Origin of the sequence: Paractinoplanes tereljensis (assembly GCF_016862435.1) — a bacterium.
GTDB classification, from domain to species: Bacteria; Actinomycetota; Actinomycetes; order Mycobacteriales; family Micromonosporaceae; genus Actinoplanes; species Actinoplanes tereljensis.
The window spans coordinates 67,045-83,840 of sequence record NZ_BOMY01000064.1; the positions used below are offsets into that span (position 1 = coordinate 67,045).

Annotated in this window: 16 protein-coding genes; 3 read left to right on the top strand and 13 right to left on the bottom strand. The window is 69.2% G+C overall.

Annotation, left to right across the window (positions count from 1 at the left end):
- Positions 1 to 313 precede the first annotated feature (313 nt).
- The 6 genes from Ate02nite_RS47210 to Ate02nite_RS47235 form a co-directional block, all read right to left on the bottom strand.
- Positions 314 to 1,516 (bottom strand): ABC transporter permease, encoded by a 1,203-nt coding sequence (locus tag Ate02nite_RS47210; protein WP_203814555.1) that lies wholly within the window; start codon positions 1,514 to 1,516, stop codon positions 314 to 316.
- Positions 1,513 to 2,214 (bottom strand): ABC transporter ATP-binding protein, encoded by a 702-nt coding sequence (locus Ate02nite_RS47215; protein ID WP_203814556.1) that lies wholly within the window; start codon positions 2,212 to 2,214, stop codon positions 1,513 to 1,515. The genes Ate02nite_RS47210 and Ate02nite_RS47215 overlap by 4 nt, the downstream gene beginning before the upstream one ends.
- A complete protein-coding gene (locus tag Ate02nite_RS47220) occupies positions 2,207 to 3,427 on the bottom strand; it encodes a peptidoglycan-binding protein (RefSeq protein WP_239148225.1) in 1,221 nt (406 codons plus the stop codon). The genes Ate02nite_RS47215 and Ate02nite_RS47220 overlap by 8 nt, the downstream gene beginning before the upstream one ends.
- A complete protein-coding gene (locus Ate02nite_RS47225; RefSeq protein WP_203814557.1) occupies positions 3,391 to 3,903 on the bottom strand; it encodes a hypothetical protein in 513 nt (170 codons plus the stop codon). The genes Ate02nite_RS47220 and Ate02nite_RS47225 overlap by 37 nt, the downstream gene beginning before the upstream one ends.
- A 106-nt stretch (positions 3,904 to 4,009) precedes the next feature.
- Positions 4,010 to 5,575 carry a sensor histidine kinase gene (locus Ate02nite_RS47230; protein WP_239148226.1) on the bottom strand — a complete coding sequence of 522 codons (1,566 nt, stop codon included), beginning with the start codon at positions 5,573 to 5,575 and terminating at the stop codon, positions 4,010 to 4,012.
- Positions 5,572 to 6,288 carry a response regulator transcription factor gene (locus Ate02nite_RS47235; RefSeq protein ID WP_203814558.1) on the bottom strand — a complete coding sequence of 239 codons (717 nt, stop codon included), beginning with the start codon at positions 6,286 to 6,288 and terminating at the stop codon, positions 5,572 to 5,574. The genes Ate02nite_RS47230 and Ate02nite_RS47235 overlap by 4 nt, the downstream gene beginning before the upstream one ends.
- A 242-nt stretch (positions 6,289 to 6,530) precedes the next feature.
- On the opposite strand from Ate02nite_RS47235, the gene Ate02nite_RS47240 reads away from it, so the two are divergent.
- Both Ate02nite_RS47240 and Ate02nite_RS47245 read left to right on the top strand, forming a co-directional pair.
- The gene (locus Ate02nite_RS47240) at positions 6,531 to 7,484 is read left to right on the top strand and encodes an ABC transporter ATP-binding protein (protein ID WP_203814559.1); all 954 of its coding nucleotides are present in this window, start codon (positions 6,531 to 6,533) and stop codon (positions 7,482 to 7,484) included.
- Complete coding sequence (locus Ate02nite_RS47245; RefSeq protein ID WP_203814560.1) at positions 7,481 to 8,299, top strand: ABC transporter permease; 819 nt, start codon at positions 7,481 to 7,483, stop codon at positions 8,297 to 8,299. Before Ate02nite_RS47240 ends, Ate02nite_RS47245 begins: the two co-directional genes overlap by 4 nt.
- A 71-nt stretch (positions 8,300 to 8,370) precedes the next feature.
- On the opposite strand, the gene Ate02nite_RS49690 is transcribed toward Ate02nite_RS47245, so the two are convergent.
- Positions 8,371 to 8,505, bottom strand: coding sequence for a hypothetical protein (locus tag Ate02nite_RS49690; protein ID WP_275423007.1), 135 nt, complete (start codon positions 8,503 to 8,505; stop codon positions 8,371 to 8,373).
- Entirely contained in the window at positions 8,502 to 9,125 is a 624-nt protein-coding gene (locus Ate02nite_RS47250) for a hypothetical protein (protein WP_203814676.1), read from the bottom strand. The genes Ate02nite_RS49690 and Ate02nite_RS47250 overlap by 4 nt, the downstream gene beginning before the upstream one ends.
- Before the next feature lie 58 nt (positions 9,126 to 9,183).
- Between Ate02nite_RS47250 and Ate02nite_RS47255 the strand changes: the two genes are divergently transcribed.
- On the top strand, positions 9,184 to 9,507 hold the full coding sequence (locus Ate02nite_RS47255) for a hypothetical protein (protein ID WP_203814561.1): 324 nt from the start codon (positions 9,184 to 9,186) through the stop codon (positions 9,505 to 9,507).
- A 39-nt stretch (positions 9,508 to 9,546) separates the two neighbouring features.
- Here the strand turns inward: Ate02nite_RS47255 and Ate02nite_RS47260 are convergent, their stop codons facing one another.
- The 5 genes from Ate02nite_RS47260 to Ate02nite_RS47280 form a co-directional block, all read right to left on the bottom strand.
- On the bottom strand, positions 9,547 to 10,752 hold the full coding sequence (locus tag Ate02nite_RS47260; protein WP_203814562.1) for an SGNH/GDSL hydrolase family protein: 1,206 nt from the start codon (positions 10,750 to 10,752) through the stop codon (positions 9,547 to 9,549).
- Between the two features lie 23 nt (positions 10,753 to 10,775).
- Entirely contained in the window at positions 10,776 to 11,336 is a 561-nt protein-coding gene (locus Ate02nite_RS47265; protein ID WP_203814563.1) for a lysozyme family protein, read from the bottom strand.
- A gap of 41 nt (positions 11,337 to 11,377) precedes the next feature.
- Entirely contained in the window at positions 11,378 to 13,309 is a 1,932-nt protein-coding gene (locus Ate02nite_RS47270; RefSeq protein ID WP_203814564.1) for a cellulase family glycosylhydrolase, read from the bottom strand.
- 82 nt (positions 13,310 to 13,391) lie between these two features.
- Positions 13,392 to 14,234 carry a LacI family DNA-binding transcriptional regulator gene (locus tag Ate02nite_RS47275; RefSeq protein WP_203814565.1) on the bottom strand — a complete coding sequence of 281 codons (843 nt, stop codon included), beginning with the start codon at positions 14,232 to 14,234 and terminating at the stop codon, positions 13,392 to 13,394.
- 8 nt (positions 14,235 to 14,242) lie between these two features.
- Positions 14,243 to 16,720 carry a glycoside hydrolase family 2 protein gene (locus Ate02nite_RS47280; protein WP_203814566.1) on the bottom strand — a complete coding sequence of 826 codons (2,478 nt, stop codon included), beginning with the start codon at positions 16,718 to 16,720 and terminating at the stop codon, positions 14,243 to 14,245.
- Positions 16,721 to 16,796 lie beyond the last annotated feature (76 nt).

Genomic DNA, 16,796 nt, shown 5'->3' on the forward strand with positions numbered 1-16,796 from the left:
TCGAGGGGCCCGTCGGGATGATGCCACCAGCCGGCTGCGCCGACGGAGGGCCGGCGACCCGGCAAGCGATAGGCAAGGCTGCCCGAGCGACCCAGGATCACGGTGCCCGCTCGCACTTCGCGAGCCACGTCGGAGAGCACCCTGAACGGGTCTCCGCCGGGGATGAAGAACTCCACGGTCCGGGAACGGGCTCGCGGTGTCAGGTCCTGCGCCTGGCCGTCGCTGCCGTGTTGGGTAGGGCAGTGACGGCCGGCGCGTTTCCGGTGGTGCAGAGCGCTTGGGATGGAGACAGTGCTGGTGGCACGACGGTTGGTTAGGTTGCGGTGAGGGCTTCGGTGGGTGACAGGCGTGCGGCGCGGATGGCGGGGTAGAGCCCGGCGATGCCGCCGATGAGCAGTGTTGCCGCGAGTCCGCCTCCCATGGCCCAGGCGGGCACGACGGAGGTCCAGCCCTGGTAGGTGGCGTAGCCGGCGGTGACGGCGATGCCGATGAGGACGCCGCAGATCCCGCCGAGGGCGGACAGGAGCTGGGATTCGGCGAGGAATTGGTTTCTGATCTGGCCTCGGGTGGCGCCGAGGGAGCGGCGTAGCCCGATTTCGGCGCGGCGTTCGAGGACCGAGATGACCATGGTGTTGGCGACGCCGACTCCGCCGACGAGCAGGGCGACTGCTCCGAGGCCGAGGAGCAGGCCGTTGAGGGTGGCGTCGGCGGCGTTCTTGGCGGCGAGGGCGTCGGAGGGGCGTGATACCTGTACTTCGTTGGGGTTCTGGGGGTTGGTGGTGTTGGCGAGGATGGCCTGTACGGCGGTGACCTGTTGTTCGGCGGCGCGGGTGTAGATGGTGGTGGGTGCGCCGTCGAAGCCGAGGCTTTTCTCGGCGATGGGCCAGCCGATGAGGGCGGACTGGTCGAGTTCGGGGGTGAGGCCGGCGGGGTTGAGGATGCCGGCGACGGTGAAGTATTGGTCACCGAGCCACACCTGGACGCCGGGCCCGGGTGCGGTGATGCCGAGGCGTTGGGCGGCGGTGGCGCCGAGGACGACGGTGGGGTATTGGGCGGTGGCGTCGTTGAGCCAGACGCCTTGGGCGATGGTGGCTCCGCTGGTTTGCGGTAGGTCGGTTTTCGCGGCGAGCACGGCGATGCTGCCGGATTGGGCGGTGGGGATCTTGTCGTTGCGGTAGACCTTGGCGTCGACGGTCGCGGTGGCGCTGACGGACTCGACCGGGCCGATGCGCCCGATCATGCCGATGGCGGCCTCGGGAAGTTCGGCGGAGTCGCCGAGCAGCGTCTGCCCGGGCGTGACGCGCAGCAGGTTCGTGCCGAGGGCCTGCAGTTGCCGGTTGAGTTCGGCCTGGCTGGAGCTGGAGATGCCGACGACGGCGATCATCGCGGCGATGCCGATGGCGATGCCCAGAGCGCTGAGGAAAACGCGCAGTGGGCGTGCGCGCAACCCGGCGCCGCCGACACGCAGGACGTCGCCGGCTTTCATCCGCGCCGGTGCGAGGTCTGGGTTCTTCATGCGACACCGGCCATTTGGTCGGTTTGCAGGCGCCCGTCGCGGACGTGGATCTGGCGGGGCAGGCTGGCCGCGATGTCCCGGTCGTGGGTGATGATGACCACGGTCGTGCCAGCGGTGTGGAGGCGGTGCAGTAGCTGCATGACGGTCGTGCCGGAGGCCGAGTCGAGGTTCCCGGTGGGTTCGTCGGCGAGCAGGATGGGCGGGTCGGCGATGATGGCGCGGGCGATCGCGACGCGCTGACGTTCGCCGCCGGACAGTTCGTGGGGTTTGTGGTCGAGCCGGTGGGCGAGGCCGACGCGTTGCAGGGCGGTGGTCGCGCGGCGGCGGCGTTCGCGGATGGCGACGCCTGCGTAGAGCAGTCCGTCGGCGACGTTGTCGAGTGCGGGGATGCCGGCGGCCAGGTGGAACTGCTGGAAGACGAAGCCGATGCGTGACTGCCGCAGCGCGGAGAGTTGGCGGTCGGTGAGGGTGGAGATGTCGTACCCGTCGATGCAGACGGTGCCGGAGGTGGGCCGGTCGAGGGTGCCGATCATGTTGAGCATCGTGGATTTGCCGGATCCCGACGGCCCGGCGATGGCCACCATCTCCCCGTGGCCGATCCGCAGGCTCACCGCCGAGAGGGCGGCGACGCCGCCGCTGTAGGTCTTGGTGACCTTGTCCAGCGCGATAGCGGCGTGGGTGGGGGGCTGCTCAGGCATTGGGGATCACCACGTTCATGCCTTCGGTCAGGCCGGTGCCGGAGACCTCGACGTTGCTGCTGGAGAACAGACCGGTTTTGACCGGCACGTACCGGGTGGTGGCGCCGTCGAGGACCTGAATGCCGTAGCCGCCCTCGGCCAAAGCGACGAGTGCGTTGACGGGCACCGCCAGCACGTCCTTCGCGCTGGCCGAGACCAGGTCCACGTCGACCGGTGCCGCGTCCAGGGAGCCGAGGGCCTTCTGGTCGCTGATCTTCACGGTGACCGGGATCGTGGTGGTGGTCTGCGCCTGCACGCCGGTGCCGGTGGTTGCACTGGAGGCGACCGATCCGACGTCGGACACCGTGCCCTTCACGGACTTTCCGTCGGGCAGTTTCACCGTGGCCGTCGTGCCGTCCTTGACCAGGCTCTCGTCGGACACGTCCAGGTTGATCGTCACCACCCGGCTGGTGCCGGTGTAGGTGAGTACCGGTCCGTTGGCTGCCGCGCCGAGCTGCACCTTCTGGGTGGCGGCGCGGATCTGGCCGGTGGCGACGACGACGTCTTCCGGGTTGAGCGTGCCGGTCTCGTCGCGGCCGAGGTCGTCCTGCCAGTCTTGTACGGCGTCGGCGGTGGCATCGGTGTAGTCGTCGTCGACGGTGAAACCGGTGTAGCCGAGCGCGGCCAGATTGGTTTCGACTTCCTTGACGTCGGCGCCGCTGGAGCCGGGCACCAGGGTGCGCCAGAGCGGCATGCTGCCGTAGAACAGGACCACCGGGTCCGCGTTGATGCTGTAGACCGTCTTGCCGCGGCTGATGGTCGTGCCCTCGCCGGGCAGCCAGGTGATGGTGCCCACGCCGCCGGCGCCGGGCCGGGCCGACAGGGTGGTCTCGGTGCCGTAGTCGAGGTTGCCGTCCACGGTCGCGGTCTCGGTGACCGTGGTCTTGACGACTTTGGTGGTTTTGGGGGCTGCCGGGGCGGAGTCGGCCGTGGTGTCGCCGGATCCGCCGAAGCCGACGGCCGCCGCGGCGCCCACACCGGCGACCACCAGAGCGATCGCGGCGAACGCGACGGCGCGCCCGCGCCGTCGCTTGCGCCCGGTGCCGCCGACGCCGACTGCCGGGCTGGGGGCGGTGGTGTCCGGGGCGCCGTCGATGGCCGGCTCCGTGGTGGCGGCGTTGACATCGCCGGTCCTGGTCATCGGGTCGCTCCGGTCGGCATCAGGCTCTGGCATGCGGTCATGGCGGTGTTCCAGTCGGGGTCGGCCTGCAGCGTTTGCAGCTGCGTGGTGAGCCCTCGGAAGCCGGTGGCGGGGTCCGGGTCCGGGACGTCGACGCCGTGACTGCGGAAGCACTTGGCGAGTTCTTCCAGCTGCTTCTGGTTCGCCGGGTCCGACAGGGCGCTGCCCTGACCGCCGGTGGGCCGGTACTGCTGGCACTTCTGCAAGGCGGCGTTGAGCTTGGTCTGGTCGGCGCTGCCGCGCACTGACTGGAGTCCGCCGCCGGCACTGCTCGGATCGGGATCGGGCATGTCGATGCCGTTCTCCCGCATGCACGCGGCGAACTTCAGGCCGTCACCGGTGGCACCAGCGCTGGCGCTGGCCGACGGTGTGGCCGCGCCGCCGGCGGAGGCGATGCCTGTGTCCTCGGTGCCGCCTCCGCCACAGGCGGCCAAACAGGTCAGGGCAAGGGCGAGCGCGGTCAACGTCATTGCGGCGCGGCGCCGTGATCGTGTGGTCATGAGTTCAGCGTGCGGGGCGGATGGCAAAGGCCCATGAGTCCGATATCAGAATCTGATCAGACGGCCCGGCCGAATGTCAGCAGCGAGGCGGCGAGGGCGGTGCGGTGGGAGACAAGGTGCCCTCGAGCAGGGTGGGATCGGCGGGAAGGAGCACCCTGAAGGTGGCGCCGTGGGGTGCCGGACGGAGCAGTTCGATACGACCGGCGTGCGCGGTCACGATCGCTGCCACGATGGATAGTCCGAGCCCGGAGCCGTCGGCGGTGGCCTTGCGGCCGCGGCTGGGGTCGGTCCGGTACATGCGTTCGAAGATGTGCGGAGCGTGCTCGACGGGGATGCCTGGGCCGTTGTCGGACACCTCGAGCACGGCCAGGGGACCGCCGGGCATCTGACCGATGGCGACCACCGGGTCGGCGGGAGGTGGCGGCTCGTACCTGACCCGGATGGCTATCCGGGTGTCGGCCGGGGTATGAGCGATGGCGTTCGCGACCAGATTCGTCGCGACCTGCCGCAGCCGGTATTCATCGGCACGCACCGGTGCGGACGCGACGGCGTCCAGGGTGATCACCCGGCCGGGATGGCGGGCCTGGGCGTCGCGGGCAGCGTCGGCGGCGATGCCGGTCAGGTCGGTCGGGAGCAACTCCAGGGTGCGGTCCTCGTCGAGCGCCGACAGCAGCAGCAGGTCCTCGACCAGCGCGGTCATCCGGGTGGCCTCCTGCTCGATGCGCAGCATCGTGGCGTCCAGCTCGTCGACCGTCGCGGCTCCGCCGCGGCGATAGAGCTCGGCGAAGCCCCGCACCGAGGTCAATGGTGTTCGCAGTTCGTGGGAGACATCGGCGAGGAACTGCCGGAGCCGCTGCTCGGTGGCCTCGCGGTAGGCGAGCGCATCCCCGATACGGGCGAGCATCGTGTTGAGGGCGATGCCGAGGCGACCGGGTTCGGTGTGCGGATCAGTATCGGCGACCCGCGCCATGATCGATCCGGCGGCTATCGCGGCGGCGGTGTCCTGCATGCGGGTCAGTGGCCGTAGCCCGACGCGCACGACGCCGACGGCCACCGCGGCGACCAGAATGATCGCGAAGACACTGAGCAGCAGGCCGGCCAGCAACATTCGATCCACGGTGGCGTCGATTTCCTGCAGAGACAGCGCGATGGTGGTAAAGCCGCCATCAGGGCTAGTCACTGCGATGATCCGCCATCTCGCGGCATCGGCGCCGGCCGTGACCGTGTACGGGCCGCGGTCGGCGTGCACGGTCACCGAGGCGAACGAGGCGACCGGCGCGGCGAACTCGGGGCTGGTCAGCAGAGCCTTCCACTGTCCCGAGGCGTCGTAGCTGCCGACGTTGATGGGAGCACCCAACAGTCCGCCGAGCCGCTGCGCCACCGCCGTCTCACGGGGCGAATCGGGCAACGCGCGGGACGACAGCGACGTCTGCCCGATCCGGTCGAGCTGGCCGTCGAGGCGGTCGGCGAGATAACTGCGCAGCAGTTCGGTGCCGACGACGTTGACCGCCAGCAGTGTGCAGCCGCAAACGATGACCATCGTCACCGCCAGGCGGGACCGGACGGTCCAGTGCGCCCAGCGACGGGGCCGCCACGCCCGCAGCCGCGCGGCGCGCGTGGTGGGGGTCGTCGACTCGGTCACGACGCGCCGGGACCCTGGGCCGTTCGCAGGCAGTAGCCGACACCCCGGACTGTCTGGATCAGCCGCGGGCCGTGTTGGTCGAGCTTCTTGCGCAGGTAGTAGACGTAGGTGTCGACGATCTGCCCGTCGCCGTTGAAGTCGTAATCCCAGACGCGGTCGAGGATCTGGGATCGACTCAGCACACGTCCGGCGTTGAGCATCAAGAACCGCAGCAGATTGAATTCGGTGACCGACAGGGTGATCGTCTGGCCGGCGCGGCGGACCTGATAGGTGTCCTGCGAGAGTTCGAGGTCGGCGAAACGCAGGTCGGTGTCCGTGGGCGCCTGTTTCGGGGCGGTGCGGCGCAGGATCGCGCGGATGCGCCAGACAATCTCCTCGAGGCTGAACGGCTTCGTCACATAGTCGTCGCCACCCGAACTCAACCCGGCCACCCGGTCCGCCACCGCATCTCTCGCGGTCAGGAACAGGATCGGGACGTCATAGCCGTCGTGGCGCAGCCGGCGGGCCACCTCGAAGCCGTCGAGGTCAGGCAACATAACATCCAGCAACACCACAGCTGGCGTAAACTCCGAGACAGCTGCCAAGGCCGCGGTGCCGGAATGTTCTTCGCGCGTCTCAAAGGCGACAAGCCGCAGCGTTGACGCGATGAGCGTACAGATGTTCGGTTCGTCATCCACGACGAGGACGCGTGCCCCGGTCTCTTCGTCGGCCATGCTGTCGACCATGCCGGACAAACATCAAAGTCTCATGAGAAAGCCATCATCGGCACCGGCCCGCTCACTGATGAAACTCTGATCAGCGGCTCATCCGTTCTTGTTGCTCAGGGAGCACGCTCTTCCCTAGGCCGCCGCAGCGCGATCGTTCGCGGCGACCCCCGGCCGGCGGTCCATGAGCGCTTCTCGTTGCCGCGACACCCGCACCGGCATTCACATCCGAGGCTGAACGAGGGAAACCCATGATCGAGGTTCGGCAACTTGTCAAGAAATATGGGACAAAAACGGCGGTGGACGGCTTGGAGTTCACCGTTCAGCCCGGCGTGGTAACCGGTTTCCTCGGGCCCAACGGCGCCGGGAAGTCCACCACGATGCGGCTCATCGTCGGGCTCGACGCGCCGACGCGAGGAACCGCGCTCGTCAACGGACGCCCCTACGTCCAGCACTCCGCGCCCCTGCGCGAGGTCGGCACCCTGCTGGAAGCCAAGTCGGTCCATCCGGGCCGTACGGCCTATGGGCACCTGCGGGCATTGGCCCTCACCCACGGCATCAGCATGCGACGCGTCGAGAAGGTCATCGAACTCGCCGGCCTCACTGCGGTAGCCCGCAAACGGGTCGGCGGTTTCAGCCTCGGCATGGGCCAGCGGCTCGGCGTCGCCGCAGCCCTGCTCGGCGACCCGCAGATCATCATGCTCGACGAGCCCGTGAACGGCCTGGACCCCGAAGGAGTCCTCTGGATCCGCAACCTTCTGACCGGACTGGCTGGACAGGGCCGAACCGTGCTCATGTCGTCACACCTGATGGGCGAGGTCGCGCAGACCGCCACAAATCTGATCATCATCGGTCGCGGCCGGCTGCTGGCGGATACCACCGTCGAACGCTTCATCGCCGAGCAAAGCGCCGGCGGCGTCAAGGTCGCCTGCTCCGATCCGGAGCGACTGTATGCCGCGGTCATTCGGCCTGGAGTGACGGTCACCGGGACACCCGGATCGCAGGAACTGCACGTCCAAGGCGTCGCCGCCCGCACCATCGGCGAGATCGCCGCAGCCCACCACATCGTCCTCTACGAACTCACCCCCCAAACGGCATCACTGGAAGAGGCGTTCATGTCGCTGACCGGCGAGTCCGTGGAATACCACGGAACGACAACAGCACCCTCGGCCAACCCCGGCGCCCCGATGAGGAGCATGGCATGACGACGGCATCGCACGCCCGCCCGCAACGGGACATCCACCGGGTGACCGGACCGCGCGTTCTCCGCTCCGAATGGTCCAAATTCTGGGATCTGCGTTCCACCTGGATCACCCTCGGGATCGCCATGGTGCTGCTGATCGGCTTCGGGCTGCTCTCCGCGGCCCGCTACGACCCCACCTCCGATCACACCGGTCGGCTGGGCGGTTCGGTCACGGACGCCGTCGCTGCGGCCATGGGCGGTCAGCAATTCGCCCAGCTGGCCATCGGTGTCCTCGGTGTTCTGGTCATGGCCGGCGAGTACTCGACCGGCATGATCCGCTCAACGCTGACCGCAGTCCCGAAACGCCTTCCCGTCCTGCTGGCCAAGACGACCATGTTCTTCGGCGTCGTCACGGTGGCGTCGTTCGCCGCCGTCCTCGTCTCGTTCCTCGCCGGGCACAGCGCCCTCGCCGACACCGACATCGCAGCCGGCCTCACGGACGACCGCATCCTGCGCGGCCTCACCGGAGCCGCCCTGTATTTCGGTCTCGTCGGCGTCATCGGCATCGGACTCGGCGGCTTGCTACGTTCGGTCGCCGGCGGCATCGCCTCCGTCGTGGTCCTGCTCATGCTCCTGCCGGTCCTGACCGACCTGCTGCCCAGCGACATGTCCGACTCGATCAGCAAATACCTGCCGAGCAACGCCGGAGCCTCCATCTACGCCCTCACCCACGACAGCAGCACCCTCAGCCCGGAAGCAGGACTGCTGGTCTTCGCCGCATGGGCAGCAGCCGCAGTCGGCGCCGCCGGCTACCGACTGATGCGCACCGACGCCTAGCGATTCGGTGCTGCGCGGCCTGATCCGCGGCAGCACCGTCGTTGCCGGCGACGCCGTGACCGGGCGGCACGTCACCGGCTTCGACCATGCAGATCGTCGGCGTACGTCTTCTCGGCGATCACCGGGGAAATGTCGAACCAGGATCCGGGGTAACTGAACGGGATGTCCTGGGCGGCGAAGGCCGGGCTCTGTGGAGCGACGGTCATGGCGTGCGGCCTGTTTTCTGAGCAGGGTCGGTCAGTCCTTGGCGGCGGTCACCCCCGGCGGTGACATAGCGCTGCGCAACGATGAGCAACAGGGTGGCCGGGATGGAGGCGAGCACGGCGGTGGCGATGCTGGCGTTCCCGTGCTGGTTGTCTTGCTGCGACGTTCCACCGTGCCGCCGGCCTCCTAGCCGCTGGCTTCTCCAGTCCTTTACGTCGATCTGGCCTCCGCCGTACCGTGGGGCGAAGATGCTCATCACGCCGAGCGACTTGAGGCGTTGGTGGTCGATCAGCGGATCGGAGTAGTAGACGGCCGACGAGGTGTACCGGATCGCCCAGTCGGTCCAGCCCGACGCCTTGGACGCCGTTTCGATGTACAGCCTCCTGGTGCTCGAGTCGCCGCTGGCGATGTAGAGATTGTCGGTGGCGTCGAGAACCTGCGCCTCCTGGTTGATCAGGCCCCGGTGGTCAGGTAGGTGGTCAGGAACAGGACGATCAGGTCGCAGTCGGCGCGCCGCAACTCCTCGGCGACCCGCACGCCCTCGGGCGCGTCGGAGATGAAGCCGACGCCGGCACGGCACGCTGCGGATCCCGCAGGACCTGACCCAGACGGTCCCGTTCACCGCCCGCGGGTCGTCCGAGCACTACGGCAAGACCAAGTTGCTCGACATCATGTTCACCATGGAGCTCGCCCCTCGGCTGGCCGGCACCTCGGTCCGCGAACTGCCTCGACCCCGGCTTCAACACCACCGGCCTCGGCCGCGAGCTCCGCTTCGCCGGTGCTCTCGGGAAGATGGTCACCCGGCTCGGGATCGGCGACCCGACCCGCGGCGCCGGCCTCATCGTGGCCCTCGCCGCGACCCCGCCTTCTCCGGGCACTCCGGCGGCTACTACACCGCGCGCGGCACCCGGCAGATCCAGCCGAGCGCACCCGGCAACGACCCGGCCTGGCAGGCCGATCTGTGGACCGAGACCGAGCGCCTCCTCGAACCGGGAACCCGGTGACCGCGCCGAAATCCGGTTGCCGGAGACCGGCGCGGCCCGCTACGCCACGGTGACGTTGTCGAGGTAGATCGAGGTGGTGCCGCTGGAATTGGCGGCCGCGAAGAACTGCACGCCGATCTCCCGCACGTCGCTCCGGGCGGCGACACCCGACAGGCTCAGGCTCAACGTCGTGCCGCCGGTGCCGGTGGTGATCGTCGCGACGCCGCCGTCGTACCAGGTGTAGCCCGATCCGCTCTTGACATAGATCTTGGCCGTGAGACCGCTGCCGAGCGTGCCCCAGGTCGCGGCCCGGACCGTTGCCCGCAGCGTCGATCCACTGGCGAGGTTCTGCGTCGCGACCTTGGACAACGAGTAACTCTGGCCGCTGCCGAGCGCGACATCGGCCTTCAACGAGTAGCTGCCCTGCGCCGCCCACTCGCTGACCTGCCACGGACCGCCGGAAGCACCGCCGGCACCCCAGCCGTTGCTACCGGACTCGAACCCTTCGAGCAACCCGCTCGAGCCTGGTCCCGAACCGCCGGACGTCAGCAACGGAGTCAGCGCCGGATACCACCTGTCGGAGATCTTGACGTTGCCGCTGTCATTCGGATGGACCCCGTCGGTCGTGTTCGAGCCGGTGCTGAAGCCACTCCACTGGTCGACGACGGTGATCGGCGACGCGGAGGTGCTCTTGCCGCCGGCCCAGCCCGGGATGGCGTTGTTGAGGTTGATCACCCGTTGCGCGCAGTCCGAGCAGCCGCTGGGATTCATCGGGAGAATCTTCGCCACAAGGATCCTCATGGCCGGATTGCTGGCCCGCATCTGGTCGACGAGCTTGCCGTAGGCGGCCAGGATGGTGCTGGGCGACAGGTTGTTCCAGACGTCGTTGGTGCCGAGGTGCATCATCACCACGTCCGGCTGGGTGGCGGCGAGCCAGCCGGGCAACTGGTTCTGGTTGGCGATGTTGGTCGCCAGGTAACCGCCGTGGCCCTCGTTGTTGCCGTCGTAGGAGACGCCGCAGCCGGGGTCGCCGAGCGTGCCGACGAAGTCGACGTTGGTGTAGCCATTGCTCTGCAATCTGGTCCAGAGTTTGGCCCGCCAGCATCCGGGTGACCCGGTGATCGAGTCACCCAGCGGCATGACCTTGACCGCGGCAGCCGCGGCGACCTGGGCCGTCGCGGTGCCGGCCGCGCTCGATGCCGGCAGCAGCAATGCGGCCACCAGCGAGAGCGCCGCAGCTCCTCGGACAGCGTTTCGTTTTCGCATGACCTCACCTCCGACGAAGAGTGCTAGATGGCCGGGACGTTCACCCAGAAGCGGGTGTCGTCGGTGCGGTAGCGCGAACTCGAGTTGATCTGGTCGCGGATCCAGTAGACGGCGTTGCGGTAGTTCGCGATGTCCTGGGTGTTCGGGTTGCTCAGGCCGGTCTGGCCGTTGCGGTGGCCGGCGAACCAGGTGTATTCACCCCACTTGTTCTGGGCCGCGTGCCGGATCTGCAGGTCCCAGCTGAGGTTGCTGTTGAGGGCGGCGCCAGCGTTCCACTCGTTCGGGCCGTAGCCGCTGTACTGCGACACCGACTGGCGGATCATGTACCAGTTCTGCTTGAAGATGCCGAAGTTGGCGGCGTCACCGGACTTCCCGTCGCCGTACGTGTAATCGGTCGTCATCCGCTCCGTCTCGAGCATGGCGATGGCGAGGTCGAGGACGGTTCCGCCGTTGTTCAGCACCGCTTGCTTCCGGCTGCCGAGGCCGGAGACCGTGTACGAGCCACGGTCCGCGGCCCGCGCGGGCGCCGGGGCGACGAGCAAGGCGGTGAGGACGACCAGGCCCAGGCTCAGCAGGCGTCTCATGGGGGATCTCCATTCTCCGGACCGCACCGGTGGAAGCGCGGTCAGCTGATGGTCATGGCATCGATGTCCTGTTGCTGGTTGCCGCCGATGTAGAGGTTCACGGTCCGCACGTCGCTCAGGCCGGGGCAGCCGGCCGCGACGGCGGTGAGATCGAGCTCGTAGTAGCCGGCCCTGGTGGCCGAGGGGCGGGCGTCGCCCTGGCACCACACGCTGTCCGGGCCGGTCTGGAAGGACACGGCGAAGGAACCGTTGGCCGACGGGGAGGCGAAGCTCAGCGTGCCGCGGGTGGTCAGGTCGGTCGGCGCCGGCAGGGACGCGCCGAACCAGCCGCCGTCGGTGCCGGTCAACCGCAGCCCCTGCACGCCGTCGGCGTGGAACTCACTCGTGGTGGCGACCGTGCCGGCCGTGGGGTTGAAGCTCGCGGGACCCCAGCCCTGGGTGCCGTCCTCGAAGTCGAACAGGGTTTGCTCCGGGAGCGGTTGCGGCTTCACGGTGACGGTGACGGTCGCCCGGTTGGATCTGCGGCCGAGGTTGTCGGCGATCGTGTAGGTGACGGTGGCCCGTCCGGTGAATCCGGCGGCGGGCGTGAAGGCCACGGTGCCGCCGGCACCGACCGTGAAGGTGCCGCCGGTGGCGTCCGGATTCAGCTTGAGGGTGCGCAGGTCGAGCCGCCGGGCGGGCAGGTAGACGAGGTCGTTGCCGACGACCTGCAGCGAGGTGCTCATTCCGTACTCGACGGTGGCGGTGTCGTCGTCGGCGACCGGGGCGAAGGTGAGCGCCCGGCCCTGCATCCGCCGGCCGAAGTTGCTGATCGTGGTGCACACCGGGCTCGGGCAGTAGACCGTGAAGCCGTCGTAGTCGCCGTAGAGGCTGCCGTCGTCGAGCCGGTCGGAGAGGATCCAGTACAGCGCGCCGTTGGTGCCCGAGGCGTACGCCGCGTCGGTCCATCGCTGGTAGACGGTGTTGCGGGTGGCCTTGTCGCGGTAGCCGAACTCGCCGAGCATCACCGGCTTGCCCACCTGACGCGCGGCGCGGGCGTGGTCGAGGATCCACTGGGTTCCCCAGTCGGCGGTCTTGCCCCAGCCGTCGGGGTAGAGGTGGTAGCTCATCACGTCGATGTTGCGCAGGCGGGCCAGCCGGACGGTGTCGATGCCTTCGCCGCCGTTGTGGGTCCAGTCGTCCCCGCCCGGCTGGTCGGCGAAGAAGCCCTCGTCGCCCACGCTGATCAGGTGTTTGCGGTCCACCGAGCGGATGAAGGTCGACATCTCGTCGGCCCAGGCGGTGATCGTGTCGGTGTCGCAGGCCGCCGACCGGGGGTACTTGCCGGACCCGACGCAGCGCGGCTCGTTCGCGAGTTCCCACGTCATGATCGTCGGGTCGTCCTTGTACTTCACGCCGGTGATGGAGTTGGTGCGGTCGAGCAGGTGGGCGATGTAGTCGCGGAACCAGCCGCGGATGCGGGCATCGGTGTAGAAGTCGTCGTGGTGGCTGCCGCCGGCCCACTCGACGTATTTGTCCATGCCGCCGAAGTCGCCCCAGTTGTTGGTGAACGGGATGACCAGCTTCAGGCCGTCCTGGCCGGCCCGGGCGATCACGGCGTCCAGGCGGGCCAGCCCGTCGGCGCCGTCGTTGTAGTGCGGGTGGCCGGAGCCGTCCCAGTACTGCAGGTAGACCCCGTTCTGGCTGCCGGCCGTCGGGTTGCTGCCGTCGGCCGTCCCGGTGTCGAACCAGCCCCACGTGCGCATCACCTGGAAACCGGCGGCGGCCGCGGTGTCGAGGACGTTGTCGCGCGCGACCGGCGACTGGTAGTGCAGGTAGTAGTTGTTCGTGCCGGCGAACCGGAACGGCTTGCCGTGCAGGCGGAGGTCGGCGCCGGCCCTGGTGACGAAGGCCGGGGCGACACCGGTCGGGACGGCCGCGCCGGTGAGGGCGAGAAGCACGGCCGCGCCGAGCGCGAGGTATCGCATCTTCATGGCTTGCTCCAGAGCAGGTGCGGGAGGAGGACTCCCGGAGAATCTAAACCTGCTTAAGTTAGCCGTCAAGCTGCGAAAATAGTCAGACTTCGATGAAAAGCGCGGTGCTCTCCCGCCGGCGAATCCGGATCGGCGGTCCAGCGTGGTCGCGCGGTTCCACACCGCGGAGCGCCTCCAGGACGGCCCGGCCCAGCGTCAGGCCGTGTTCGTGAACGTCGATGCTGAGCGCCGACATCGGCGGGACGGCCAGTTCGCACAGAGGCGAGTCGTCGCACGCCAGCAGGCTCATCTGGCCGGGCACCGCGACGCCGGCCCGGATCAGGTCCTGTTCGGCGGCCACCGCCATGACGTCGTTGTCGAAGATCACCGCGCTCGGCCGCGGGTCGCCGGCCAGCAGGTCGTGGACACCGCGTACACCGTCCTCGGCGCTGTAGTCCGCCTCGATCACGCGGATGCCGATGCCGCTCCGCTCCCCCGCGGCGCGCATCGCCGAGGACCGCTCGGCCGTGTGCACGAGATCGGCCGGTCCGGTGACCCGGCCGACCACCCGATGCCCGAGCGAGGCCAGCATGTCCATCGCCGCGGTGATCGCACCGGCGTCGTCGGTGACCACCCGGTGAAAGGATGAATCGCCGCCGTGCCGGCCCGCGAGCACCGCCGTCAAGCCGATCCCGGCGAGCTCGGCGGGACGGATGTCGTCGTCCACCAGGTTCACGATGACGACGGCCTCGACCGTGTGGTCGGCGGCCCAGCGGCGGTAGGTGGCGAGTTCCGCGTCCAGGTCGGGCACGACCAGCAGCAGCACGGTGGCGCCGTGCGGTGCCAGAGCCTCCTCCATGCCCGCGATGAGTTCCATGAAGAACGGCTCGACGCCCACCCGGGCCGCCCGCCCGGTCAGCACCAGCCCGATCAGTCCGCCGGTCATCGCTCACCTCACCGCACGCCGGCCGGGGCGATCAGCGAGTTGGCCGATCGGAGGACGGCGGGCCCGACGAAGGCGTCCGGGTCGACGTCCGCGCCGGTGGCGATATCGAAGGTATGGGACTCCCCGGGCAGGAGGTCGACGAGCATGTCGTCGCAGACCGCGTCGGGCGCCACCCGGTCGGCGAGCACGGCGACGTCGCGGGCGAAGGAGGACGCGGTCACCGTCACCCGGTAACCGCCCGCCGACCGCTCGGCTCGGGCGGTCAGCGGGTCCGGCCGGTAGGCGAGGTTCAGGTCCTCGGCGAACAGGTGGGTGGCGCGCCGCCCGTCGAGGTCGGCGACCAGCACCTCGCGCGCGACGTCGGCCGCCGTGAGCAGTTCCGGTGCCGGTGCGATCAGCTGGACCGAACGAGCCGCCACTTGGACACGCAGCCGGCCCGAGGCGTTCTCGGTGCCGTCCAGGCCGATCCGGCGCACGACGCCGTCCGCCTGCCAGGGCGCGTCGTCGTCGTTGATCGCCACGATCATCAACTGGCCCGCCACCCGGTGAAAGGCCAGAAACCGAGGAGCGTACGCACGCCGGAGTGCGTACCAGGCCGGTTTGCGGCGGCCGGCACCGTCGACGACCGCCCAGGAGGTGACCGGCCAGCAGTCGTTGAGCTGCCACAGGATGCTGCCCATGGTCCGCGGCGCATGGGCGCGCAGGTGGGTGACCGAGAACGTCGTCGCGCGGGCCTGGTTGAGCTGGGTGGCCCAGTGCCAGTCGGCGAAGTCGACCGGCACCGGCAGGTGTGCCCCCAGTCCGCGGTCCAGTTTGCCGGTGCCGTCCTCGGCCTTCTGGTGCGAGCGGAAAGCGGTGCTGTCCTTGCTCAGGTCGGCGGGCGCGAGCGCGGTGGTGAGGGTCGACCACGCCGGTGGCGCCTGCCAGCCGAACTCGGAGCAGAAGCGCGGGATGCTCCGGTCGTGCCAGGTGTAGTCCCGCAGGTTCCACGCCTCCCATTCGTGCCGCGTGCCGTAGCGGTCGTCGTTCGGATGCACGTCGGCCGGGTCGAGTCCCGGGCTGGACGGGCTGCCCGGGTGGTAGGGCCGGGTCGGGTCGAGTTCGGCGAGCAGCGCCGGGAAGTCCTCGTAGTAGTAGCCGGCGCCCCAGGTGGCGCCGTCCAGCTGGGACTTCCACTGCCAGTCCTCGTGGCCCCAGATGTTCTCGTTGCCGCCGTTCCAGAGGGCCAGCGACGGGTGCGGGCACAGCCGGGCGATGTTCTCCCGGGCCTCGGCGAGAATCTCCCCGCGCAGCGGTTCCTCCTCGGCGTACGCCGCACAGGCCAGCAGGAAGTCCTGCCAGACCAGCACGCCACGTTCGTCGCAGACGTCGTAGAAGTCGTCCGACTCGTAGATGCCGCCACCCCAGACACGCAGAAGGTTGGCGTGCGTCTCCACCGCCCGGTCGACGGCGGCCTCGTAGTCGGCCCGGGTCAGGCGGGTGAGCAGGTGGTCCTCGGGGATCCAGTTGAGGCCCCGGACGAAGACATCACGGCCGTTGACGACCAGGGCGAAACGGTGCCCGTACTCGTCGGGGCTCTCGTCCAGCCGCACGCTGCGGAAGCCGACCCGCCCGGCGTACGTGTCGAGTTGTTCGTCCCCGTCGAACAGGTCGACGGTGACGGTGACCAGCGGCTGCTCGCCGTATCCGGCCGGCCACCACACCGGCGCCTCCGGAACGACGACCTCGACCGCTTCCCGGTCGGAGCCGGCGCTCAACGGAAGGACGGCGTGGAGGTCACCGATCGCGATGTGGGCACTCAGGTCACCGGCCGGGCCGAGGCCGGACCGCTCGACGGCCACGTGGACCGTGAGGCGGCCGGTCCGGCCGTCGTCGTCGAGCGTCGCCAGTGGACGCACTTCGGCGAGTCGCGCGGTCCGCCACCGTTGCAGGCGAGCCGGTTTCCAGATGCCCGCGGTTTGCAGATCCGGTCCCCAGTCCCAGCCGAAACTGCAGGCCATTTTGCGTACGGCGTTGAAGGGGTGCGCATTGACGTGCGGGCGCTCGCCGATCTGGTCCTGGATCCGCTCGGCATACTCGAGCGCCGGATCGAACCGTACGGTCAGCGGTAGCGGTTCCCCGCTCAGCAGGTCGCGAACGTCGAAGCGGTAGCCCCGGTGCATGTTGGCCGTGCGCCCGACCTCCCGACCGCCCAGAGCGATGGACGCGACCGTGTCCAGGCCGTCGAAGACCAGGTCGACCCGTTCGTCCGCGGCCGGCGCGGTGGCGCGCAATGTCGTCTCGTAGAGCCAAGCGGCCCGGTGGAACCAGGCCAGATCCGCCTCGTTCGTGCCCTGATAGGGGTCGGGGATGAGGCCGGCCGCGAGCAGATCGGTGTGCGCGGTGCCGGGCACGGTGGCCGGCACGACCGTTGCGGCGATCTCCGATGGCACCGGTCCGCCCACGGCCCGGAGAGTCCAGCCCGCGTCCAGGTCGATTCTGATCATGTCAGTCGCTCCCGTCGTTGCGATCGCCTAGCATTCTTAAGCAACTGAAGAATGTCGTCAACGAGATTGGGGACGG

Bases quoted from the DNA above. Each gene is read 5' to 3' on its own strand.
- Ate02nite_RS47210 (WP_203814555.1), bottom strand. From the start codon at position 1,516: ATGAAGAACCCAGACCTCGCACCGGCGCGGATGAAAGCCGGCGACGTC.
- Ate02nite_RS47215 (WP_203814556.1), bottom strand. From the start codon at position 2,214: ATGCCTGAGCAGCCCCCCACCCACGCCGCTATCGCGCTGGACAAGGTC.
- Ate02nite_RS47220 (WP_239148225.1), bottom strand. From the start codon at position 3,427: ATGCCAGAGCCTGATGCCGACCGGAGCGACCCGATGACCAGGACCGGC.
- Ate02nite_RS47225 (WP_203814557.1), bottom strand. From the start codon at position 3,903: ATGACGTTGACCGCGCTCGCCCTTGCCCTGACCTGTTTGGCCGCCTGT.
- Ate02nite_RS47235 (WP_203814558.1), bottom strand. From the start codon at position 6,288: ATGGCCGACGAAGAGACCGGGGCACGCGTCCTCGTCGTGGATGACGAA.
- Ate02nite_RS47240 (WP_203814559.1), top strand. From the start codon at position 6,531: ATGATCGAGGTTCGGCAACTTGTCAAGAAATATGGGACAAAAACGGCG.
- Ate02nite_RS47245 (WP_203814560.1), top strand. From the start codon at position 7,481: ATGACGACGGCATCGCACGCCCGCCCGCAACGGGACATCCACCGGGTG.
- Ate02nite_RS49690 (WP_275423007.1), bottom strand. From the start codon at position 8,505: ATGACCGTCGCTCCACAGAGCCCGGCCTTCGCCGCCCAGGACATCCCG.
- Ate02nite_RS47255 (WP_203814561.1), top strand. From the start codon at position 9,184: ATGGAGCTCGCCCCTCGGCTGGCCGGCACCTCGGTCCGCGAACTGCCT.
- Ate02nite_RS47260 (WP_203814562.1), bottom strand. From the start codon at position 10,752: ATGCGAAAACGAAACGCTGTCCGAGGAGCTGCGGCGCTCTCGCTGGTG.
- Ate02nite_RS47265 (WP_203814563.1), bottom strand. From the start codon at position 11,336: ATGAGACGCCTGCTGAGCCTGGGCCTGGTCGTCCTCACCGCCTTGCTC.
- Ate02nite_RS47270 (WP_203814564.1), bottom strand. From the start codon at position 13,309: ATGAAGATGCGATACCTCGCGCTCGGCGCGGCCGTGCTTCTCGCCCTC.
- Ate02nite_RS47275 (WP_203814565.1), bottom strand. From the start codon at position 14,234: ATGACCGGCGGACTGATCGGGCTGGTGCTGACCGGGCGGGCGGCCCGG.
- Ate02nite_RS47280 (WP_203814566.1), bottom strand. From the start codon at position 16,720: ATGATCAGAATCGACCTGGACGCGGGCTGGACTCTCCGGGCCGTGGGC.